The sequence below is a fragment of the Bifidobacterium asteroides genome, from assembly GCF_003202695.1.
Lineage (GTDB): Bacteria > Actinomycetota > Actinomycetes > Actinomycetales > Bifidobacteriaceae > Bombiscardovia > Bombiscardovia asteroides_G.
In genome coordinates this window covers 269,783-290,061 of record NZ_QGLL01000008.1, presented here as the reverse complement: position 1 = coordinate 290,061, position 20,279 = coordinate 269,783, and the positions used below count along the sequence as shown (strand labels likewise).

General features: G+C 60.1%; 16 protein-coding genes and 2 tRNA genes. 10 read left to right on the top strand and 8 right to left on the bottom strand.

What is annotated here, in order from left to right:
• On the bottom strand, window positions 1-1,095 hold the full coding sequence (locus tag DKK75_RS06005) for a diacylglycerol/lipid kinase family protein (protein ID WP_110452523.1): 1,095 nt from the start codon (window positions 1,093-1,095) through the stop codon (window positions 1-3).
• Between the two features lie 220 nt (window positions 1,096-1,315).
• Between DKK75_RS06005 and DKK75_RS06000 the strand changes: the two genes are divergently transcribed.
• The 7 genes from DKK75_RS06000 (at window position 1,316) to DKK75_RS05970 (ending at window position 7,498) form a co-directional block, all read left to right on the top strand.
• Window positions 1,316-1,993, top strand: coding sequence for a serine dehydratase beta chain (locus DKK75_RS06000; RefSeq protein ID WP_110452571.1), 678 nt, complete (start codon window positions 1,316-1,318; stop codon window positions 1,991-1,993).
• 12 nt (window positions 1,994-2,005) lie between these two features.
• The gene (sdaAA, locus tag DKK75_RS05995; RefSeq protein WP_110452522.1) at window positions 2,006-2,881 is read left to right on the top strand and encodes an L-serine ammonia-lyase, iron-sulfur-dependent, subunit alpha; all 876 of its coding nucleotides are present in this window, start codon (window positions 2,006-2,008) and stop codon (window positions 2,879-2,881) included.
• 169 nt (window positions 2,882-3,050) lie between these two features.
• Window positions 3,051-4,337: a serine--tRNA ligase gene (gene serS, locus DKK75_RS05990; protein ID WP_110452521.1), complete on the top strand. Its 1,287-nt coding sequence runs from the start codon at window positions 3,051-3,053 to the stop codon at window positions 4,335-4,337.
• Window positions 4,338-4,430: 93 nt separating this feature from the next.
• A tRNA-Ser gene (locus DKK75_RS05985) sits at window positions 4,431-4,515 on the top strand.
• Window positions 4,516-4,704: 189 nt separating this feature from the next.
• On the top strand, window positions 4,705-5,202 hold the full coding sequence (locus tag DKK75_RS05980; protein ID WP_110452520.1) for a hypothetical protein: 498 nt from the start codon (window positions 4,705-4,707) through the stop codon (window positions 5,200-5,202).
• Between the two features lie 10 nt (window positions 5,203-5,212).
• On the top strand, window positions 5,213-5,812 hold the full coding sequence (locus DKK75_RS05975) for a YbaK/EbsC family protein (RefSeq protein WP_110452519.1): 600 nt from the start codon (window positions 5,213-5,215) through the stop codon (window positions 5,810-5,812).
• Window positions 5,813-6,004: 192 nt separating this feature from the next.
• On the top strand, window positions 6,005-7,498 hold the full coding sequence (locus DKK75_RS05970; RefSeq protein ID WP_258333174.1) for a ClC family H(+)/Cl(-) exchange transporter: 1,494 nt from the start codon (window positions 6,005-6,007) through the stop codon (window positions 7,496-7,498).
• A gap of 10 nt (window positions 7,499-7,508) precedes the next feature.
• On the opposite strand, the gene DKK75_RS05965 is transcribed toward DKK75_RS05970, so the two are convergent.
• Window positions 7,509-8,120 (bottom strand): Type 1 glutamine amidotransferase-like domain-containing protein, encoded by a 612-nt coding sequence (locus tag DKK75_RS05965; protein ID WP_110452517.1) that lies wholly within the window; start codon window positions 8,118-8,120, stop codon window positions 7,509-7,511.
• A 172-nt stretch (window positions 8,121-8,292) separates the two neighbouring features.
• Between DKK75_RS05965 and DKK75_RS05960 the strand changes: the two genes are divergently transcribed.
• The gene (locus DKK75_RS05960; protein ID WP_110452516.1) at window positions 8,293-9,012 is read left to right on the top strand and encodes a hypothetical protein; all 720 of its coding nucleotides are present in this window, start codon (window positions 8,293-8,295) and stop codon (window positions 9,010-9,012) included.
• A gap of 8 nt (window positions 9,013-9,020) precedes the next feature.
• Here the strand turns inward: DKK75_RS05960 and DKK75_RS05955 are convergent, their stop codons facing one another.
• Together DKK75_RS05955 and DKK75_RS05950 are read right to left on the bottom strand one after the other, a co-directional pair.
• Entirely contained in the window at window positions 9,021-9,743 is a 723-nt protein-coding gene (locus DKK75_RS05955; RefSeq protein ID WP_110452515.1) for a LuxR C-terminal-related transcriptional regulator, read from the bottom strand.
• Between the two features lie 99 nt (window positions 9,744-9,842).
• The gene (locus DKK75_RS05950) at window positions 9,843-11,129 is read right to left on the bottom strand and encodes an ATP-binding protein (protein ID WP_110452570.1); all 1,287 of its coding nucleotides are present in this window, start codon (window positions 11,127-11,129) and stop codon (window positions 9,843-9,845) included.
• 140 nt (window positions 11,130-11,269) lie between these two features.
• On the opposite strand from DKK75_RS05950, the gene DKK75_RS05945 reads away from it, so the two are divergent.
• On the top strand, window positions 11,270-13,174 hold the full coding sequence (locus DKK75_RS05945) for a PspC domain-containing protein (protein WP_110452514.1): 1,905 nt from the start codon (window positions 11,270-11,272) through the stop codon (window positions 13,172-13,174).
• Between the two features lie 346 nt (window positions 13,175-13,520).
• On the opposite strand, the gene DKK75_RS05940 is transcribed toward DKK75_RS05945, so the two are convergent.
• From DKK75_RS05940 to DKK75_RS05925, 4 genes are all read right to left on the bottom strand, one after another.
• Window positions 13,521-15,077, bottom strand: a complete 1,557-nt coding sequence (locus DKK75_RS05940) for an alpha/beta hydrolase family protein (protein ID WP_110452513.1) — start codon at window positions 15,075-15,077, stop codon at window positions 13,521-13,523.
• Between the two features lie 44 nt (window positions 15,078-15,121).
• Window positions 15,122-15,778 carry a DUF4125 family protein gene (locus tag DKK75_RS05935; RefSeq protein ID WP_110452512.1) on the bottom strand — a complete coding sequence of 219 codons (657 nt, stop codon included), beginning with the start codon at window positions 15,776-15,778 and terminating at the stop codon, window positions 15,122-15,124.
• A 12-nt stretch (window positions 15,779-15,790) separates the two neighbouring features.
• A complete protein-coding gene (locus tag DKK75_RS05930) occupies window positions 15,791-17,830 on the bottom strand; it encodes a DUF4037 domain-containing protein (protein ID WP_110452511.1) in 2,040 nt (679 codons plus the stop codon).
• A gap of 602 nt (window positions 17,831-18,432) precedes the next feature.
• Window positions 18,433-18,506 (bottom strand) — tRNA-Pro (locus tag DKK75_RS05925).
• Window positions 18,507-18,632: 126 nt separating this feature from the next.
• On the opposite strand from DKK75_RS05925, the gene lysS reads away from it, so the two are divergent.
• Window positions 18,633-20,261 (top strand): lysine--tRNA ligase, encoded by a 1,629-nt coding sequence (gene lysS, locus DKK75_RS05920; protein WP_110452510.1) that lies wholly within the window; start codon window positions 18,633-18,635, stop codon window positions 20,259-20,261.
• Window positions 20,262-20,279: the final 18 nt, after the last annotated feature.

Sequence of the window (20,279 nt, the reverse complement as noted above, 5' to 3'; positions counted from 1 at the left end):
TCAGTCTGATCGGGGCACGCGAACATTCAGGGCCCGGTGCTCCACGCTGATCGCCAGATGGCGGGTCTCGCCCAGAATGTCGCCGTCCACCTGGGCCAGGGCGGGCTTCTCCAGGCGGATCTCCGCCTTGGATCCCTGCAGCTGAACGATGGTGGAGTTGGTCGACAAAGGGCTCTGGCTGGCCTTGCGGGTGATGGTCTGATGCATCACATCACCAAAGAGGTTGGCCCAGCCGATCAGGCCTGCTGAGGTGTCGATGATCTCGAAGTCCAGGATGCCGTCTTTGTAGGAGGCGTCGGGCATCAGGGAGAATCCTGGGATCTCCCCGCAGTTGCCGGCCATGAAGGTGCGGAAGGTCACTGAGGTGTTGGTCTGTGTGACCTGATCGGGTCGTGTGATGGTGATGTCGGCCGTGTATTTGGGCGCAAACAAATGTTTGGCGCCGCTGATGAAGTAGGCCAGCCAGCTGACTGTCTTCTTCAGATTGGGATCGGTGTCGTCGATCATCAGGGCGTCGAAGCCGATGCCGGCGATGATCAGGAAGGCATGGCCGCGCCGACGCTCCTGATCCTTCTCGTCCAGCAGGGCCATGCGGCCTACGTCGACCTGAGTGGATCCGTGCGAGGTAGCCACGGCCAGGGCGGCGTCCAGATCGCCCACAGGTATGCCCATGTTACGTGCGAAGAGGTTGCCGGTCCCAATGGGGATGATGCCCATGACATGGTCGCTGGATGCCATGGCGCTGGCCACTGTGCGCACGGTTCCGTCCCCGCCGACGGCTACGACTACGTTGACTCCACGGTCCAATGCCATGCGGGCGCAAGCTCTCCCGTCCCTGTCCAGCCGGGTTTCGATGAAACTGAATTCGCGGATGCCCTTGTCGTGGCAGTATTGCTGGATGCGCTCGCGGGCAGCGGCGGCCTGGGGTTTGGAGGGGTTGATGACGAAAGCATAGCTGAGTTGGTCGTCGTCCCGAGCCAGGATCTGCATGGCGAACCTATGCCGCCTTTGGGCACGGACAATCAGCACCACCGCCGTGACGACAATGGCCGCCACCGCTAGGATGCCGAGGATGACGACCGCTGGAATTGGCATGCCTCCATTGTGCGCGCGGTGCCGACCCGATTTTCCTGGGTGTGTCCGACGTGAACGAACCCTCTACAGCAATCACGCTGACAGTATGAGCTGATTGAGTTATGGAAACTGCAAAGTTATGATGTCATTCGGTCCATGTGGTCCCTTCGGTCTGGAGCTGCAACGGCTTCGCGCGCTGGAAGTCTGGGAAAGCCCGGGGGTATGGGAAGAGGAGGCAGGCATGGATAAGTACAAGAGCGTGTTCGACATCATAGGTCCCATCATGATTGGACCCTCCAGCTCGCATACGGCTGGGGCAGTGGCCATTGGCAGGGTTGGCCACATCCTTGCTGGGGGTGTTCCAAGCCGTGCTGATATCCATTATTATGATTCCTTCGCTCGCACGCACAGCGGCCACGGTACCGACTATGCCATCATCAGCGGCCTTCTAGGTTTTGCCCCGGATGACCCTCGGGTGCCTGATGCTATCGGCATCGCCCGCAGGCAGGGCATGGATCTGACCTTCCACGAGGAGGATGAGCCCAGCCCCATCGACCATCCGAACACCGCCGTCCTGGATTTGCAGGGCCCAGCCGGTCGAGTGATCTATGCGGCTTGTTCCATCGGGGGCGGGACCATTGAGGTGCGACGCATCAACTTGGATGGATGTCTGATCACTCCTCCAGGGCTTCTGCCCATCCTGCTGGTGGAATCGGATGAATCCGAAAACGTCGCCGGTCGGCGATTGGAGCGCATACGAGATCTGCTTCGCGAAGAGGGCGTGACCAAGGAGACCAGATACGAGCCTGAAGGTCCGGCCGGCATGGCGGTCTACGAGTTCGATTTGGACAACCCGCTGTCTACGCAGCGGCATAAGCAGATCGCGGGTCACTCGTCCCGCATGATTTATATCGACTAGGAGGCATGGCGCATGTTCGCTTCGATCGCTGAACTCGTGAGTATGGCCGAAGAGCGCGGCTCGTCGATATCTGAAGTGGCCATCGACGAGGAGGTGCGGCGTTCCCGCCAGACTCGTGAGCAGATCTGGGCAAGAATGGCCAAGAACCTGCAGGTCATGCAGGCTGCCGTGGCCAAGGGGTCCCAGGGAGATGGCGTGTTTTCCAAGACCGGGCTGAGCGGTGGACAGGCTGCTCAGTTGGAGCATTACCGGAAGACAGGAACCAGCCTGAGCGGCGATGCCATGTTGCAGGCCGTTGAGGCCGCCATGGCTACCAATGAGGTGAACGCGGCCATGGGCATCATCTGCGCGACGCCTACAGCCGGCTCCTCGGGAACTCTGCCCGGAGTGCTCACCGTGCTCAAGAACCGACTGGGGCTGGATGACGATGGGCTGATCCGTTGCCTGTTCACGGCAGGGGCTTTCGGGCTGATTACGGCCAACAAGGCGATGATCTCCGGAGCTACAGGAGGCTGTCAGGCCGAGGTGGGCAGCGCATCCGGCATGGCCGCTGCTGCAGCGGTTGAGGGTGCAGGAGGCGATCCTGATGCCAGTGCCCAGGCCTTCGCCATAGCCCTGAGCAATCTGCTAGGACTTGTCTGCGATCCTGTGGCCGGCCTGGTGGAGGTCCCTTGCGTAAACCGCAACGCCATCGGTACTGCCAATGCTTTGATTGCTGCTGATATCGCTTTGTCAGGCGGCGTCAGCAGGATTCCGCCCGATGAGGTCATCGCAGCCATGAGATCCATAGGCGAAAGCATGCCCTCATCACTGAGGGAGACCGGCATGGGCGGGCTTGCAGGCACTCCCACCGGTAAGCGGTTCCGCAAGACGGTATTCGGCAAGTGATGTCTGGCAGACGCATATAAGGGACGGATGGTCCCTGGCCGCCTTCCATCGTGGTTGCTCTTCCTGGCTGGTCGGCGGCGGCCGGGCCGGTTGGGGCCGAGGCCATAACGCTCGGAAAGAGGTATGCGAGGCCGGTTTCCGTGTCTCCTGAAAGTCATACAATTCAAATATGTTAGATATCAGGTTCATTCAGGAGCATCCGGATGTTGTCCGTGAATCACAGCGCAAACGCGGCGAATCGGTGGAACTCGTCGACGAGGTGCTGAAGGCGGACAGCGAGCGCAGGGCTGCGCTCCAGGATTACGAGAGCTGCAGGGCTGAGCAGAAGTCGCTCGGCAAGCGCATGGGCTCGGCGTCTCCTGATGAGAAAGCCGACCTTCTGGCCCGGACCAAGGACCTGTCCGAGAAGGTGAACGCCTGCAAGTCAGCCTCCGACGAGGCCAACGCCAGGTACACCGATTTGATGTGGAGGTTCAGCAACGTAGTGGAGCCCGAAGCGCCCGAGGGCGGCGAGGACGATTACGTGGTGGTCAAGAAGGTCGGCACCCCGCGCGATTTCGCCAAGGAGGGTTTCGAACCCAAGAACCACTTGGACCTGGGCGTGGGCGTGGCCGGCATCGACATGCGTAGGGGCGTCAAGATTTCCGGTTCCCGCTTCTACTTCCTGCGCGGGGATGTGGCCCGGCTGGAAATCGCCATGCTGACCATGGCCGTGGACCAGGCCATGGAGCATGGATTCATTCCTACCATTACACCCACCTTGGTGCGGCCCGAGGTCATGGCTGGCACCGGCTTCCTGAACGCTCATGCCGACGAGATCTATCGTCTGCGTGAGCCCGACGACCAGTATCTGGTGGGCACTTCCGAGGTCCCTCTGGCCGGCATGCACGAGGACGAGATTCTGGACCTGAGCCAAGGTCCGCTGCGCTACTGCGGCTGGTCCAGCTGCTACCGGCGCGAGGCTGGCTCCGCAGGCAAGGACACCATGGGCATTATCCGCGTCCACCAGTTCGACAAGGTGGAGATGTTCGTCTACTGCAAGCAGGAAGACTCCCGTGACCAGCACAAGCAGCTGCTGGCCATGGAGCAGGAGATGCTGGCCAAGGTGGACGTGCCTTACAGGATCATCGACACCGCTGCAGGAGACCTGGGGTCCTCGGCAGCGCGCAAGTTCGACTGCGAGGCCTGGGTGCCCACCCAGGGTCGCTACCGCGAGCTGACGTCAACCTCCAACTGCACCGAGTACCAGGCCCGCCGCCTCAACGAGCGCGAACGGCTGGATGACGGCTCTACCCGTCCTGTCAGCACCCTGAACGGGACCCTGGCCACCACTCGCTGGCTGGTCGCCATCCTGGAAAACCATCAGAACGCCGACGGATCCATCGTCATCCCCGAGGCCATGCGCTCCTATGTAGGCGGCAAGGAGGTCATCGAGCCTAAGACCTGGGAGGCCTGAGCCTTCTCTGACGGGCTTGGCCGACATTCCGCTGGTGGTTGGACGAACCTTGATGTCGTATGATGAGTGACGTGCCTGTTTGGCACGTCTTATGGACAGGTGTCTGAGCGGCCGAAAGAGACGGTCTTGAAAACCGTTGTGGCGCAAGCCACCGCGGGTTCGAATCCCGCCCTGTCCGCCTGATTGATGCCCCGGAGCTGTATCCGGGGCATTCTTGTATTGGCTGAATCTTAATGCTCTCGGCCCCAAGGTCAGTGGTTGCACACGGATTGGGCTGAAACTTGGTGTCTACAATGATGGATGGTAGCCATGCTTAATCACGTGAGCCGGCCCTTGGGTGCCGACTCTGCAAGGGAAAGGTCGGGTCGTGGATCAATTCATCGCCATTGTCTCTCTGATCGGGGATTGGTTGCTTTTCACATTTCCACTCTTCCAGGGGCTTATGGAACTGCAGGAATATCAGGAGCTCCTGGATGATTTTGATCAGCTCAGCAAGAATTGGGATGAGGTTTCGCCATGGTGGTGGCTGGCCCCCATCGTCAAGATCCACTTGGAACGCAAACGCGGGCATGAAATCCTTCGCCAGGCTACGAGAACCAGGTCCGAGCGCCGACGGGCGCTAAGCTTTCTTGACCAGGCGACTGCTTGGTACTTCGTGTCAGTTGCAGGTTGGCTGAAGATGATCTCATCCTCTTATGAACTGCTTGAAACATATGATGCCGCGGAGAATATATGGATGCTGGTTCTCCTTGTCTTCCTGCTGACCTCCGGCGGCCTCTTCAATGCTTACTACCGCATAGACAGGAAGAGGATAGGCCAGAAGGAGGAGGAGCTGAAGCCCGACTCGGAAGTGGCCAACGACTGAAAAGGCGCCCATGAGTTTCAGGAATGGCGGTACTGAATCAGTAGTCAGAGCACCCCTTGGCGCTCCGGACGATAGGGATAAAAGATCAATTGGCACGGGGAACCGGGTTGTCCCCATGGCTGTGCGAGAGCTTCTGGACGGAGTAGGAGCGGACTGGCGCGTCGTTCAGCATCCGCCTTTGGACACCATCGACCAGGGCTTGGAACTGGGCATTGCCGACATTCTGGGGCTGCCTGTTGAAAACCTGTCCAAATTCCTGGTGCTGGAGGATGCTGGAGGCCTGCTGATACTCCTGGTGGCCAAGGGCATAACGCGTCCTGATCTGCGCCAGGTGCGAGCACTGGTCGGATGCCGGAGGCTGCACATGGCTTCGGCTGCCACCCTGCGTGACTGTCTGGGTACGGTGCCGGGCCGAGTCTCGCTGCTGGATCTTGTGGATCATCACGGCCAGGTGGACACTGTCGTCCTGGTTGGTAGCCTGACGGCAACTGATGAACAGACGGCTCTGCCGTTGGGCGCTGATGACGTGTCAGTCTGCCTGCCTGGTTCCTGCCTGCCGGATCTTGCCCGCAAGCTGGTATCACAGGTGTTCATACTGCCAGAGAGGTGAAATCGTCTATTCAGTCATTGCTCCTGGTCTCTGCCCCAGGGGATGCTGAAATCGTTGTTTGAGCAGGAGAGAAGGAGCAGGCCGGTGCGGCTGAATCTGTCTTGGAGACGACCATCGGCAGATAAGGCGGATCAAGCCGGCTCTGCCGACCCGATGCAGGCGATCAGACCGGGTCGAGCAGGCTGGTGGCTTGTGGCACTCAGGGCTGCTTGTTGCGGACTGTTGGTGGGAGTGCTGGTAGTGCTCTACCGGCAGGGCATCGGCTATGCCACCAGGTTCGCTCGATGGGTCTATGCGCAGATGCATGACCAGCCACTGATGATTCTTCCTTGGCTGCTGGCCGCCCTGCTGGTAGGTCTGGTTCTGGCCTGGATGATCAATCGGGTTCCCATGGCTTCGGGCTCCGGCATTCCGCAGGTGGAGGGAGTGGTCATCCGCGGCATGCGCATGCCTGCTCTGCCTGTGCTGGGTGTGCGATTCCTGGGTGGTCTGGCCTGCGGCATGTTCGGGCTTTCTCTGGGGCGGGAGGGACCCTCAGTGCAGATCGGCGCGGCCGGTTCCCAGCTGGTTTCCCGCGGACTGCGCCGAGACCGTGTGGAGGAGACCTGCCTGGTGACCTCCGGCGCTGCTGCCGGTCTGTCTGCAGCATTCAATGCGCCGCTTTCGGGGATGGTCTTCGCTCTGGAGGAGATTCACAGGTCTTTTTCTCCCATGATCCTCCTTTCGGCGGCCATGGCCTGTCTGAGCGCCGATTTCATCGCCAAGAACCGCTTCGGTCTGCGTCCTGTCCTGGACTTCACTGCTATGCCACAGCTGACCATCGCCCAGTATCTGCTGATGATCCCCCTTGGGCTGGTGGCCGGCCTTGTGGGAGCTGCCATGAACCGCCTGCTGCTGGGTGCGCAGAGCCTTTACAGTCATCTGCCCTCGAAGCTGGGACCGGTGATCTCTCTCTTCCTCGCCCTGCCGGTCGGATTGTTGCTGCCTGCCGTCCTGGGTGGCGGCGAGGACCTGATCGGCAGGGCGGAAGGCGTTCGCGAGCTGGCCTGGTCGGGGGCCGTCAACCTGTTGATTCTGCTTCTGGTCAAGATGCTCTTTACGGCTAGTTCCTTCGGCAGCGGCGCACCCGGTGGCATCTTCATGCCCATCCTGGCAGTTGGCACGCTGACTGGGTCCCTGTGCGGTATGGGCGCAGCCGCCCTGGGAATGCCCGTCCGGATTATTCCGGTCTGTGCGGTCTGCGCCATGGCAGGCACCCTGACCGCCTCGGTCAAGGCTCCCATAACCTCCATCCTGCTGACGGTGGAGATGTCTGGATCCCTGGTTCATATGCTCCCCGTGGCCCTATGTGCCTTCACTGCCCTGATGGTGTCCGATTTGCTGGGTGTCGAACCTGTTTACGAGGCTCTGCTGGAGCGTTATCGACGCGGACATGCTCCCGACGCACAGGTTCCTGACAGGGTCACTGTGGAGTTTCCCATAGAGCATGGCAGTCCGGCGGCTGGTCGTCTGTTGGGGCAGGTCCCTTGGCCGCATGGATGCGCCGTAATCGGTCTTCGCCGGGGCGAGCATAGGCTGATTCCTGCTGGCGATCTGCGGCTGCTCGCCGGAGACGGTGTCATCCTGCTCTGTCCGGGTGATCGTCTGGATCAGGCCCGCCAGGTCATGGAAGGCCTCTGCCGCTGATTGGCGTTCTCTAAAGAATGGTCAGGCACTGCCCACAGACCGCCACGGCCTGGGTGTTGTCGATGGCCACCATGGGCCTGTCGTCGCCGTAGCGGTTCAGAATTTTTCTGGTCACCTCGGTGAAGGGCTCGGAATCAAGGTGGGGCAGGAGGCGGAAGTCCACCAGGGCCAGCCCGGCGGTTGAGTCCAGATCCGGGGCGGCCGAGCGCGGATCCATGGCATCCAGGAAGCCGATATCGGGACCGGTTACCACAGCGCCTGCTGATTCACCGATATAGGGTTTGCCTTGATCCACCTGTTGCCTGATCAGATCAGCAGCACCTGAGCGACGCAGCTCCTGCAGCAGGAAGAAGGTGTTGCCGCCGGACAGATAGATCAGGTCGTCCTCCTGCAGGCTCTGGCGTATGGTTTCCGGATCGGCGGTCGAGACTTCCAGGTTGTCGATCCGGCAGCCCATGTCGGTGAAAGCCTGACGAGCCTCCTGGACATAACTATCTGAACGTTGTGGAAGGTTGGCTGTGGGGATGAAGGCCACCGTATGATTCTTGGGCGAGCCCTCGAGGAAAGCGGGCAGCTTGCCTGCGGTAGCGGAGAATGAGGATGTGAGCAGCAGCCGACGCATAACGGCTCCTTTCGTGCCAGGCGGGACTTCCGCCCTGGGCAGGTCGCAAAATGTAAAATTCGACCATTGCTGGCTTCAATATATCCATTCCGCGGCCTTCACCTAGTGATTGATCACGTGCCGACTTGATTCTGCCGTAGGCCCTGTAGGTCCAGATGTTTATTCTGGGGGCATGGCAAGGCAGCATCAGGAGTTCCAGCAGGGATTAAGCCAAGGCGTATCGGGCGACCTGCCAGGTGAAGAGCTGTTCAGCGAGGACCGCCCAGATCCAGTGGCCCCAGGCGGTAGCATTCTCTTCGCTCTGCCTGGGATCCTAGTGGACTGGGACCTGCGCCGAGCCCTGATCGGGCAGTACCCTGACGGGGTGGTCGATATGGTGCTGGATCCGGACGACCCTTGGGGCTTCGCCTGTGTCAGCAAACAGATCAATCTGGGCGTGGATCCGCAGCAGGCGTTGGCCGATTATGAAACAACTCACGGGCCTGCGGTCGCTTGGGTGGTTCGCGTCTGTCTGGAAAACTACACCTTAGCAGTAAAGGGCCTGCTCCCTGGAGCATCGGATCTGCTGAAGAATCTGCGGCGAGCTGGCCTGACTCTTTGGGGCTTGGCGGCAACGACCAGTCAGCTGACCGAAGCGGTGTCAGAGGCCCTTTTGCCCCTCTCTGCTCTGAAAGGCGTGCTGATCTCATCCCAGGAGCATCTGGATCTTTCCGATCCGCTCTTCTATCGTCTGGCTCTGCGTCGTTTCGCCATCAGCCCTGGGCATACGATTTTTGTTGATATGGACTCTGAGCATGTGGCTATGGCAGACAGACTAGGTATGGAGGGGATTGTTGCCCGTGACATCAGCAGTCTGCGTCAGCTTCTTCGTCAGCGCGGCATCGCCTGTTGAGCGGACTCTCAGACGATGCGGCGGTCTGCGGCCCAGCGGGTCAGTTCGGTTCGGTTGGATAGCTGGAGCTTACGCAGGACGTTGGAGACGTGGGTCTCAACCGTCTTGATGGAGATGAACAGCTCGGAGGCTACCTCGCGGTAGGTGTAGCCGCGGGCGATCAGGCGCATGACCTCCTGCTCGCGCGCGGAGAGCCGATCCAGTTCGTCGTTTTCTGCCAGACCGGCATCTGCTGCCTCGTCCTCCTGGAAGGCGGCGAGCACGAATCCTGCCAGCTTGGGGGAGAAGACTGCGTACCCCTCGTGAACCTGGCGGATTGAGGAGACCAGGTCCTTGGCGGAGATGGTCTTGGTGACGTAACCGCGGGCTCCGGCGCGGATGACCGAACCCACATCCCTGGGCGAGTCGGATACGGAAAGAGCCAGAAAGACCGACCTGGGGGATAAGGGATGGGAGCGGCTGAGAATTTCTGCGCCTCCCCCGCCTTGGCCGCCGGGCACGTGCACATCCAGCAGGACCACATCGGGACGGGTCTGCCTGACCATGAGAATGGATGACTCCACGTCTGCCGCTTGCCCCACGACGTGGAAATGCGGCTGCAGGGTGGTGATGACGCCGGTGCGGAACATCTCATGGTCGTCGACGACGGCCACGCGGATGATTGCAGACCCGCTGTCACGGGATTCAGGGGCATCCTTGGCTTGATGGGACTCTTTTGCAGTCGTGGTCATGGGCGTGGTTCAGCCCGCCTTTCCCGACGTGGGGTCCTCAAGTGTGGCTGGGATCGGACCGGCATGCGTCTGTGAATGAATGGTTCATCATGCATCCTATCATTGCTGAGCCTTGGTCCCTTTTTCAGCCTGATCAACCTTGCCCTCCTGGTGTTGGCTGGCCTCGGACAGCGGCATGTGCATCCTGACTTCGGTGCCCCAGCCAGGACGGGAGACGATCTCGACTCTGCCGCCACGCCGCTGAATCCGGCCCATGATGGACTCGCGGATTCCCAGGCGATCAGCTGGAATTGCATCCATATCGAAGCCCGAACCGTGGTCGCGCACATAGACTTCAACCTGATTCCTGCGGGCCTCGCAATATACGGATATGGGTTCACCACCGTGGGTTACGGCATTGACCAGGGCCTGTCGGGCCGCGTTGAGCAGGGCATCAGTTTGGGCGCAGGGCATGGCGTCGCCCACGGTGACCACCTCGATCGGCTTGCCGGATTCGTCCTCCACCTGTGCGGCTATCTGGCTCAGTCCGGTGCTGACGGATCGGTCTGAGGGCGTGCGTTCCTGGTAGAGCCAGTTGCGCAGATCGCGCTCCTGGGATCGGGCCAGAGAGAAGACGGTATGCGAATCGTCGGCATGCAACTGGATCAGGGCCAGGGTCTGCAGGACGCCATCGTGCAGGTGGGCCGCCATATCGGCCCGCTCTTCCTCGCGTTCCTTCATGGCTCGTTCATCGCCCAGCTGGCTGAGGATCGAGCCTACCCAGGGCACGACCACTGCGGTCACGCCCACAAGAAGCAGGCCGGCCAGGACTATCAGGGTCAGGGCCCAATGCAATTCCTGGGTGGAGAGCAGGAAGATCACCGCAGCAGACAGGATCAGGGCCAGGCTGCCTATCAGGGTCGGCAGGTGATAGCCGGTCCCTTGGTTTTCCGGCCTCAGCCAGGCCAGAACCAGTCCTGCGCAGAAAAGCAGACAGGGGACGACAAAGGCGGGACGCATACCGCTGTTGAGCAGAAAGACCGCAGTCAGCAGGAGGATGATGCCCAGGCCAGCCAGCAGTCTGGTTATCCTCCCAGGACCGATGCCGTGGCCCTCCTTCTGATCTGGCTGTTCAGTAAGGATGCTGGGCGCCAGCGGAGCTGACTTCGGGTCATTCGGTTGGACTGCCTGGGTGGGATCGCCCTGGGGGAGCGTCAACCAAAGAAAGCAGTAGATCACGCAGGTGATCATTTTGGGAGCCATAAGCACCATGACCAGGCGTATCCAGAAGACGGGAATGCCCAGGTGCAGGCTGACGCCCTTGCAGACTCCGCACAGGATCCTGCCCTTGTGCGGCCTCATCAGGGGCATTCGCGCAGGGTGCAGAGGAGGTGGTTCCTTCAGCATTTGCTGTTCCTGCATGGGTGCGTTCATGTTTCCATTATCGTTTTTGGAAGGTGCCGACAAGGCAATAAGCGGAAGAAATCAGGGTCGAATCAGGGTGTTCCCCCATAAGATTTACGCTCGTAGGGTGTTGTAATGAAGATATGAGCAGCGATATGAACGGCAATGTCCCTGATAACGGCTGGCAGCGGAAGTCCGACAAGTTCTTCCGCGCCTGCAGGGAGTCCTACCTGATCCGCGACCAGGGATGGATCGGAGGCGTCTGTGTAGCCTTGGCCCGTCGGCTGGGCTGGAGCGTGACCCTGGTCAGAGCGCTGATGATTTTGGCGGTCTTTCTCTTCGGCACCGGTGCCGCCTTCTACGGTTTTGCCTGGTTCGTTTTGCCGGACCGGCGTGGAGTCATTATCGCACAGGAGCTGATTCACGGGATTTGGCACGCTTCCATGGTGGGCATCATCATTTATTGGTTGCTGGCCATCCTGATTCCTGGAGTCGGAATCTTTTCACTGGCATTTGGCGCCCTGATCCTGTATCTCTTCATCCGGTGGAGTCGCAATAAGGCCCTGGAGTACCAAAGAGGGTACTGGGCTGGGCCGGATGCCGGCAGGCCGGTTTCGGGCGATCCTTGGGTGATGGGACCTCAGTATTCGGAACGGCCGAGTGGCGCAGGTTCGCAATGGCGTCCGAATCAGCCTGGGTACCCAAGTTTTTCAGGGTATGAGGGGTACCAGGATTACACAGGGACACGAAGCAATACGCAGACAGACAGCAATGCGAGCACAGAAGGATACAAGGACCAGCCAGGGCATTCCGATTCGTATGGAACTTTGGAGCAACAGGGGGAGGTAACCTCTCTCGGGCCCATCGCCAAGACAGAGTATTCGGCAAACGCCGGCAGCGATTCGAATAATACGCAAGATGGGGGCAATCCCATCGCTGGTGCAGCTCCCGGAGGCTGGACGGAGGCAGAAGGCCCTGCAGAACCTGCGGGGAGCATGAATCAGTCGTATGGATTCAGTGCCTGGCCGGGCTATGGCACAGCCAGATCATTCTCGACAGGGCCGGGAATAGCCCGCAAGGCTCCGTCGGTTCCGCCCCGGCTGCGACGTCGCCCCGCCGGACCTGTGCTGGTCAGTCTTCTGTCAGGACTGATCCTGGTCTCCGGAGCAGGGGTCTGGTGGATGGCCACGAACCCTTATCGCGGATTGAATGCGACCTTGACCTATGCTCTGGTCTGGGCTGGAGGCGTCACGCTGATACTTGGCGTGGTCATATTGATCCTGGGCTTGATGGGCCGCAGGTCAGGAGGATTGACCCCCATTGCCTTGATGGCCTGTCTGGTCGTCCTGATTCTGGCTACCGGTTCGGCCATACCAGGCATTGAGCAAACCCAGAACCGCAGGATCTTGGCCGACTACTCCACAGTTCAAGTTAACGGCAACAACTATGGGCGCTTGTTGGGGGCGAACAGTGCAGACATGAGGCGTTACCGCCGCGGCACCGCGCTTGTCGGAGACCCGCAGGATCGGGGAAGTGCCGTCATTGACCTGACTGGTTATGAGCAGGAACACGGCACCCATCGCGTTCAGATTATGGATGATGCGGTGAGCACAGTCTCAGGCTGCCCGACGGGCACCGTCCGCCTGGCTGTGGCCTATGCTGACGTTCGCCTGCTCATTCCCAAGGGATGCAGTTTGTCCTATAGGGAACACACCGACCTCTACAGGGTCTTGGGATCGGGCGCGGCTGACTGGATAACCGAGACGGAACAGGGAAACCGGATGTGGTGGGGCAATACGTCGTCATCAGCTGAACGACGCAATTGGGAGGAAGCTCTGCGAGCGTCCAAGGAGGATCAGTGGCATATGCCCGACGATCCCGAATTGATCGTCGAAGCCAATCTCATGGCCGGTGCACGGGTCACCGTGCAAGCCCAGGGGAGTGCCACCCAGCCGAAGCGGGCGCAGCTCTACAGCGGCTTGATCAATGAATATTGGGATTATAGCTACAATCCATGGCAGTTTGGGGAGGATCAGGAAGATGACTGATATGCAGCAACCAGAAGGAGGCCAGCCGCTGGATCGCCAAGAGCGCACCACCAAGGTCATGCCGGTTGAATCCCCACCCCCGATATACCAGGTTCGGATGCAGCCGCCGGAGCCGGTCCGTCCTAGCGGCCCCAGCCTGCCTACCATCATATTTGGCGCCCTGGTTGGACTTTTGGCTCTGACCATGTTGGCTCTAGGATTGGTCTTTCTGCGTTACGGTACGGATCTGACCATAGTCATACCCTGGCAGCGGATTATTCCATTGATTTTTGCCGGCCTGGGCGTGGTGCTGATTGGCGCGTCTGTAGTAGCCTGGCTGGCATCAGCAAGGCGCATCCGATCTGTCTCAAAAGACCAGGATATTCCAGAAGATCAGGCTGCCAAGGATGGCCAGAGACCCCAGCAGGGTCAGGGTCAGGGTCAGCCAGTGGCCAGCCCCGGCAACAGCCGGCTTGCCGTCAGATCGGCTGAAGATAGAGGTCAGGATGATCGCCAAGAGCAGGATGAGTACCAGACACAGGACGGACAACAGGGACCAGCATGATGCCATCATCGAGGACAGATGCATAAGGCCAAGCGCCCGGCGGACCACAGTGAAGGCATAGGCCAGCAGGGCAGCCATAAGTCCTGCGGCTAGCAGGCCTAGCGACCAGAGCCGTCCGGTCAGGCCTTTGCTGAAACCTGACTGTCGGTGGTCATTGCCTGGAGTCCGCCGATGTGAGCTCAAAGCTCCAATCAGGGCAGATAGAAGGGCGGCAGCCAGCAGAATGGGGCCACTGGCCATCAGGGTCAACAGGGCGGTCAGTGAAGGCATCAACCCGGTATTCGTGTGCTCGGGCACCTGATTGAGCTGGTGGGGCTGGCTGCCGGCAATCATAGGGGTTGACCATTGATCGGCTTTGGTGTCCAGCGCTACGGCGTTGATCCAGTCTTCCAAATTATGCGTATACCGGGGTTCCAGGGGCAACCCGGCCTTGGCCAGCCGACTGCCGGTGCGGATCTGATGGTTGGTGGGGTAGTAGCGCAGGGTCACGTTGTCGTTGCCGATTGCATGAGTTCTGCGGATGATCTCGCGCGCACCCTGCTCGACTGGCATGGAGACATCCATGGTGCCGAAGTTGATCATGACCGGCATCCGCAGCCGATCCAGATAGGGCAGGGAGGGAAAGTCGGCGTACTCCAGGCCCAGCATGGACAGGTCCATGCCCATGAGCCGTGGTATCACGTTGCGGATTCCCCTAGGTGCGCCGATCAGATCCAAGTAGCTGGTGGCCGCCATGGCCATCTGCCGTCGTCCCGGGTAGACCGGAGGCGACGTCAGAACTGAGAAGGCGATGCTGGGGTCCTTGGCGGTCATGATGGTCGATATCCAGGTGCCCTCGGACTCGGCGTACAGACCCGTTTTGGTTGGATCCACACCCGGCCAGGAACGCAGACGATCAAGGGATCGTCCATAGTCGGCAGCCATGGCCTGATAGTCGCGGTGGAAGGTGGTGTAGGTGTCCAAACGCTTGTCAGGCACCAGGGTGGTGATGCCTGCCGAGGCCATAGCTGAAGCCAGATCGCCGTATACCTCTGCGGATTTGCCTGTTCCGGCGCCATGAATGAACAGGCAGGCTGGGCCAGTGCCCTTTCGGTCGCTTGGCTCTCTGACAATGGCCTGGATGCGAACTCCGCCATCCAGAGTGATGCTGATTTTCTGTTCCCTGACCGGGTGAGTGCCCTCAGGGGTGGTGGTTCCCAGACTCGTGGCGATGGCAGTGGACCGGGTCGAAACCTGCAGATGGTCGCGGTAGGGTTCCACCTGCCAGTCCGGCGTCATGGCCTGGCCCAAAAAGAGCATGACCAGAAGGATGACCACAAAGGAGGAGGCGGTGAGACCCGCCCGTTTCAGCTTTTGCACCCGTCAACTCTACCCGACCGCTCGACTGGTTGCAGAGATCGACCTCATAATTGTGGTTCAGGTGGTCGGTCCTGGGCCTGCTCGGCTTCGTCCAGGGTCTCAAAGCCATTCATCTGCACCGTGGCCAGAATGGTTTCCTCGGTAAGGTTGCCGCCCCGAGCCGCGATCTGGTCCACCATGAACTGGTAAAGATCCAGAGTCCTGGCCGAATAGGTGCCAAGTTCGCCACGCAGATAGGTCTCAAAGGAGGTGGTCTCCGGCGTGTCCTCGCTGGTGCGCAGGAGCCGCATCTCCTGGCCTAAACGGGGGTAGCGCTCGCGGAAGTCCTTGGCCCAGGCCACCTGCCGGTCGATGATGCGTTCCTGCTGCTCTTGTCGATCCAGGCCCAGCCTGGGCAGGTATGGGGCGATCTTGCTGTGGTACTGGTCCGGCGCCGTGGACTCCATCATGCGCCCGTACTTCTCGGTCAACAGGTTGCGTCCCTCCTTGTCGGCCTGATCCAGGTCATTCGCATAACTGGTCAACAGGGGATGCGGCCAGGTCAGAAACTGGCTTAGGCGCATCTGGTGAAACATGGGCCAGTTGCCCTGACAGTTGGCTGGGCCGCCCTCGTTGTTGACCTGCTGAAACTGCTTCCATTCGTGGCGGACGATCCGCTCGCGCAGGGATTCCTCATCCTGACATTGCTCGTCGTTTGCCATCTTTGGCTCCTTTCAGATGCTGTGAAGCACCGGGTCGTTGCTGGAGATGTGGGCCTCGACATAGGGGCGCTGCCACTCCAGGAAGGTTTCGGGGCTGTTGGTCAATCCCTCCGCCTGCAGCTCTTCTACGATTCTTGCGCAGATTGACTCTACAAGTTTGGTGATGCGTTCGGCAGCCGGTCGGGCTCCCTTGCCGCCTTCGCCAAAGCCCTGCCCCCCATAGCAGGCAGCCGAGGCCAGGCGCAGGATGTTCTCCAGCTGTTCGGTCAGGTCGGACAGTCTGGTGGCCATTCGTCCGCTCAGCCGCCGCAGGGCCGCGAACGTCCACTTGTAGTAGGGCAGATAACCGACCGTCAAAGGATTGTTGAGCAGAAAGATCAGGGAGGCGCAGGCTTTGATGAATTCGTTGATTGACAGCATTGCCGCAGCCCCATCGCCCCGCTGCAGGCTCCGCGGCAGATTGTACTGGCCTGCCTGGGCGATCATGCCCAAGCGACGGGAGATCAGACAGAAGCGCACATCGTCGGGCATGGCCTTGAACCCTTGCCGGGTGGCCAGCATCCGTCCCAGCGGATCTGCGAAAATCTTGCCATTGGTGGCCGCCGCCAGCGTGGCTTCGTCCAGGAGCAGCCACTCATGGGGGTGATCTTCCGGGGGCGCCTGCCGGTAGCCGGTCAGGGTTTCGAAGAAGGCGCCGATCTCGAAGACGCCCACGCGTCGGTTAGCCCCCTTGGCTCTGACGCTGTCGGTTCGTGACCCGAACCCCATGAATTCGGCGGGAAGGGCCTCATAGTCCTTCTGCAGCTGGTCGCCGATGGCCTGGTAATCCTCGCTGGTCAACCATAGGCAGAAGCCGGGGCCGAAGTCGTGATCCCGGGAGATGGCGTCGTCAAAGCCGTAGCAATCCGAGCCATGGCCCATCAATCCCGCGGCGATCCGACCGCGATACTGGGGATAACGTTCTTCAAGCATGGGGCGGCCCACCTGCTCCCAGTAAGCCTTGGCCAGGTCCAGTCCTTGAATATCCGGATGGGAATCAAGCGGATCATTGTCACTGTTGTGATTCTCGGCAGGTGGCCGGTCTGAGCTGGTCTTCATCTGGCTGGATGCGGCTTCGTCGTTCTGGTTGGATTTGTCCCTGTCCCTGGCTTCTGCGGCGGCAGTCTGCGCCTGGTCCAGATTGGCTTTGGTGATCCGGTAGTAGTCGCTGCCTTTGCCGTATCGATCTTCAATGATGGCCAGGGCCTTGCGATAGGTATCTGCCGATTGGCTGAAGCGCCCGGCTATATAGCAGACTTGGGCAAAGCCTGCCAGTGCTGAGGCGTAGTGTGCGCTATTTTCCAGGTGGCCGGTTCGGTAGATGTCCAGGGCTGTGCGAGCCTGATCCCAAGCCTCCTGCAGAGTCTGCGGGCTGTCGCTGCGCTGCATGAGCAGGAGCGCCAGGTTGGTATGGGTGGTGGCCAGATCCAGATCCCGCGAAGGATCGGTGCTGGAATTTTCCAGGATGTCCATGGCTTGGCGCAGCTCCTGTTCGGCCTGGTCGTGCCGGTCGGTTTCGCTGTAGAGCATGGACAGGTTGTTGTGCAGGGCCGCCAGCCGCCGGTCCTTGGGGCCAAGGGTTTTGGCTGCAGAGACAAGTGCCTGCCGGTAGAGATCTTCGGCCTGGTCGTACTTCTTGGCCGCTCGCAGTCCTGTGGCCGCATTGATCAGGGTGGTCGTCCAGGCCTCGGACCCCTCGATGCGCATGCGTGAGGCCAGCTCGATGGCGCGCTGGATCATCCACATGTTCTCCTGATGGCGGCCCTGGGACCGGTAGAATCCCATGGCTTCGTTGAGCACGGTCAACAGTCCGGCATCGTCGCCTGCATTCTCCGCATCCACCAGTGCTTGTTGCAGGTAGAGTTCGGCCTGGTCGCGGGCCTTGCCGGCGCTGAAGATGGCATCCAGACCATCCAGAAAGGCTTGGGTGTCGAAGCTGCCGTCCGGTTGCATATAGGACTGTTGAGGCTCTTTCTGCTTGCTGCCTGTGATCGGTGTCTGGTCCTGGCTCATTTGGCTCCCTTGCTGTCAGAGTATCTGAAGGTGCGGGTTCCTCATGGAGCCCTAGCGCCGAGGTCGCTACTATTACCAGTCTAGACTGGTGGCTTTTGACGGATTCCGATCGGCGATGTCATCTAGGTCACGTCTAGTGTCGTTGCCTTTGGGAAGGACTTCTTCACTGGTGAGCAATATCGGAGTTGCGTGGATCAGGATTCAGTATCGTCAAATCTGACAGTAATTTAGCGATTGCCTACCCCTGTTAGGCTTTTCAAGAGTTCTGGGCCGCGCGTCGAAAGCTGGCGCTGACGCCCTGTGGTATGGAATCGCCAGGAGAACAGCGGCATGCATAGTGCAATTTATTGCGATAGAAGATCGTTGAGTATCGAAGCCGAGTTTTCCATCAGGCTCTTTTGGATAATGTAGATAATGTAATTGCTTGAATGTGCAACACGGATCTGGATCGTTTCCGCACGCTATCCAAACCATAGTATTGATATCGCCATGGATCATGTAATCATCGTTGAAAGCAGTCGTGCCGGTCTTCTTGATGCATGCATTCCCATCCAACAGCTGTGGGAAACAGAAACCCCGATCCATATGGACCGGAATGCTTGTCGGGGTAGGGGGATTTGAACCCCCGGCCTCTTCGTCCCGAACGAAGCGCGCTACCAAGCTGCGCTATACCCCGTGACAACGTTCTATATAGTACACGTACCGTCGGCCAAACGCCATCGTCTGCGCGGCGCGGCCATTCAGCCACTTGCCATTAGGGGAACCGGCGCCTAGTACCGGCTCATGCGTAAAATAGCGATTTATGAATGACTCATCGGAAGAAACCCCTCGTCTGACGCCGGTCGAGCGTGCTCAGGCACTGCTTGACCAGGATATGGCCATCACGAAGAAGATTGATCAGGGCGCCCAGCTGGATGACGCCATTGATCCTGGCAACTTGGAGGATGGCCCTGAAAGTCATCCTGAGCAGGTGCGCATGCGTGTGGCAAAAAGGGCGCTCATGCTCAAGGAAGGCATTGAGCCCTACCCGGTCCATCTGGATGTGACCGACCGCATCGAGGATGTGCGCCGCAAATATCAGGACCGCCTTGAGCCAGGCCAGGAGACTGAGGATGTGGTCGGCATCGCTGGAAGGGTCCTCTTCCTGCGCAACGGCGGCGGTCTCTGCTTCGTCCAGCTGGCGGCAGGCGACGGCACCCGCATCCAGGGCATGATCTCCAAGCGTGAGATTGGCGCTGATTCCCTTAAGCGGTTCAAGCAGCTGGTCGACTTGGGTGATCACCTCTACCTGCGCGGCCGCGTGGTTGCCTCCAAGACCGGTGAGCTCTCCGTCTTTGCTACCGAGTGGAACATCGCGGCTAAGGCTTTGCAGCCGCTGCCGGCCCTTCATAAGGAGCTGACCGAGGAGCAGCGCACCCGCAAGCCCTATTTGGCAATGATCGCCGATGAGGATGTGCGGGCCATGGTCCGTCGTCGTTCCAAGGCCGTCTCCTCGCTGAGACGCACCTTCGAGGACCACGACTTCATGGAGGTCGAGACCCCTATGCTGCAGACAGTGCATGGCGGCGCTGCGGCCCGGCCATTCACCACGCATATGAATGCCTTCGACATCGACCTCTACCTGCGCATCGCCCCTGAGCTCTTCCTCAAGCGCTGTCTGGTCGGCGGCATTGAGCGGGTCTTCGAGATCAACCGGGACTTCCGCAATGAGGGCGTGGATGCCACTCATGCGCCGGAGTTCACTATGCTGGAGGCCTATCAGGCTTACGGCACCTACGACACCATCGGGGAGCTGACCAAGGAGCTGATTCAGCAGGCAGCACTGGCCACGTCGGGGTCGCTGAAGGTGACCCTGCAGGATGGCAGCCAGTACGACTTCGGCGGCGATTGGCATCAGATCAGCATGTACGAGTCCCTTTCCGAGTCCCTAGGCGAAGAGATTACCCCGCAGACCAGCGTTGGCCATCTGCGGACCATCGCCGACAAACTGGGTCTGGAGGAGGAGCCGGCCGAAAACCACGGTAAGCTGATCGAGCACCTCTGGGAGCACTTCTGGCAGGACAAGCTGTATGAGCCGACCTTCGTGCGTGATTTTCCGGTTGAAACATCCCCCCTGGTCAAGGCTCATCGCACCAAGCCGGGCGTGGTCGAGAAGTGGGACCTCTATGTTCGCGGATTCGAGTTGGCCACGGGTTACTCGGAGCTCAACGATCCAGTGGTCCAGCGGCAGCGGTTCGTCGAGCAGGCCAAGATGGCCAGCCGGGGCGACGACGAGGCCATGGACATTGACGAGGACTTCCTGGAAGCCCTGGGCGTGGGTATGCCTCCCGCTGGCGGCATGGGCATGGGCATAGATCGTCTGTTGATCGCCCTTACCGGCGCATCCATCCGAGAGACCATCACCTTCCCCCTGGTCAAGCCGCTGGTTTGACATGATGTCAGAGGAGCA

Coding starts and splice junctions, on each gene's coding strand:
- DKK75_RS06005 (WP_110452523.1), bottom strand. CDS start 1,095: ATGCCAATTCCAGCGGTCGTCATCCTCGGCATCCTAGCGGTGGCGGCC.
- DKK75_RS06000 (WP_110452571.1), top strand. CDS start 1,316: ATGGATAAGTACAAGAGCGTGTTCGACATCATAGGTCCCATCATGATT.
- sdaAA (WP_110452522.1), top strand. CDS start 2,006: ATGTTCGCTTCGATCGCTGAACTCGTGAGTATGGCCGAAGAGCGCGGC.
- serS (WP_110452521.1), top strand. CDS start 3,051: ATGTTAGATATCAGGTTCATTCAGGAGCATCCGGATGTTGTCCGTGAA.
- DKK75_RS05975 (WP_110452519.1), top strand. CDS start 5,213: ATGAGTTTCAGGAATGGCGGTACTGAATCAGTAGTCAGAGCACCCCTT.
- DKK75_RS05965 (WP_110452517.1), bottom strand. CDS start 8,120: ATGCGTCGGCTGCTGCTCACATCCTCATTCTCCGCTACCGCAGGCAAG.
- DKK75_RS05960 (WP_110452516.1), top strand. CDS start 8,293: ATGGCAAGGCAGCATCAGGAGTTCCAGCAGGGATTAAGCCAAGGCGTA.
- DKK75_RS05955 (WP_110452515.1), bottom strand. CDS start 9,743: ATGACCACGACTGCAAAAGAGTCCCATCAAGCCAAGGATGCCCCTGAA.
- DKK75_RS05950 (WP_110452570.1), bottom strand. CDS start 11,129: ATGCTGAAGGAACCACCTCCTCTGCACCCTGCGCGAATGCCCCTGATG.
- DKK75_RS05945 (WP_110452514.1), top strand. CDS start 11,270: ATGAGCAGCGATATGAACGGCAATGTCCCTGATAACGGCTGGCAGCGG.
- DKK75_RS05935 (WP_110452512.1), bottom strand. CDS start 15,778: ATGGCAAACGACGAGCAATGTCAGGATGAGGAATCCCTGCGCGAGCGG.
- DKK75_RS05930 (WP_110452511.1), bottom strand. CDS start 17,830: ATGAGCCAGGACCAGACACCGATCACAGGCAGCAAGCAGAAAGAGCCT.
- lysS (WP_110452510.1), top strand. CDS start 18,633: ATGAATGACTCATCGGAAGAAACCCCTCGTCTGACGCCGGTCGAGCGT.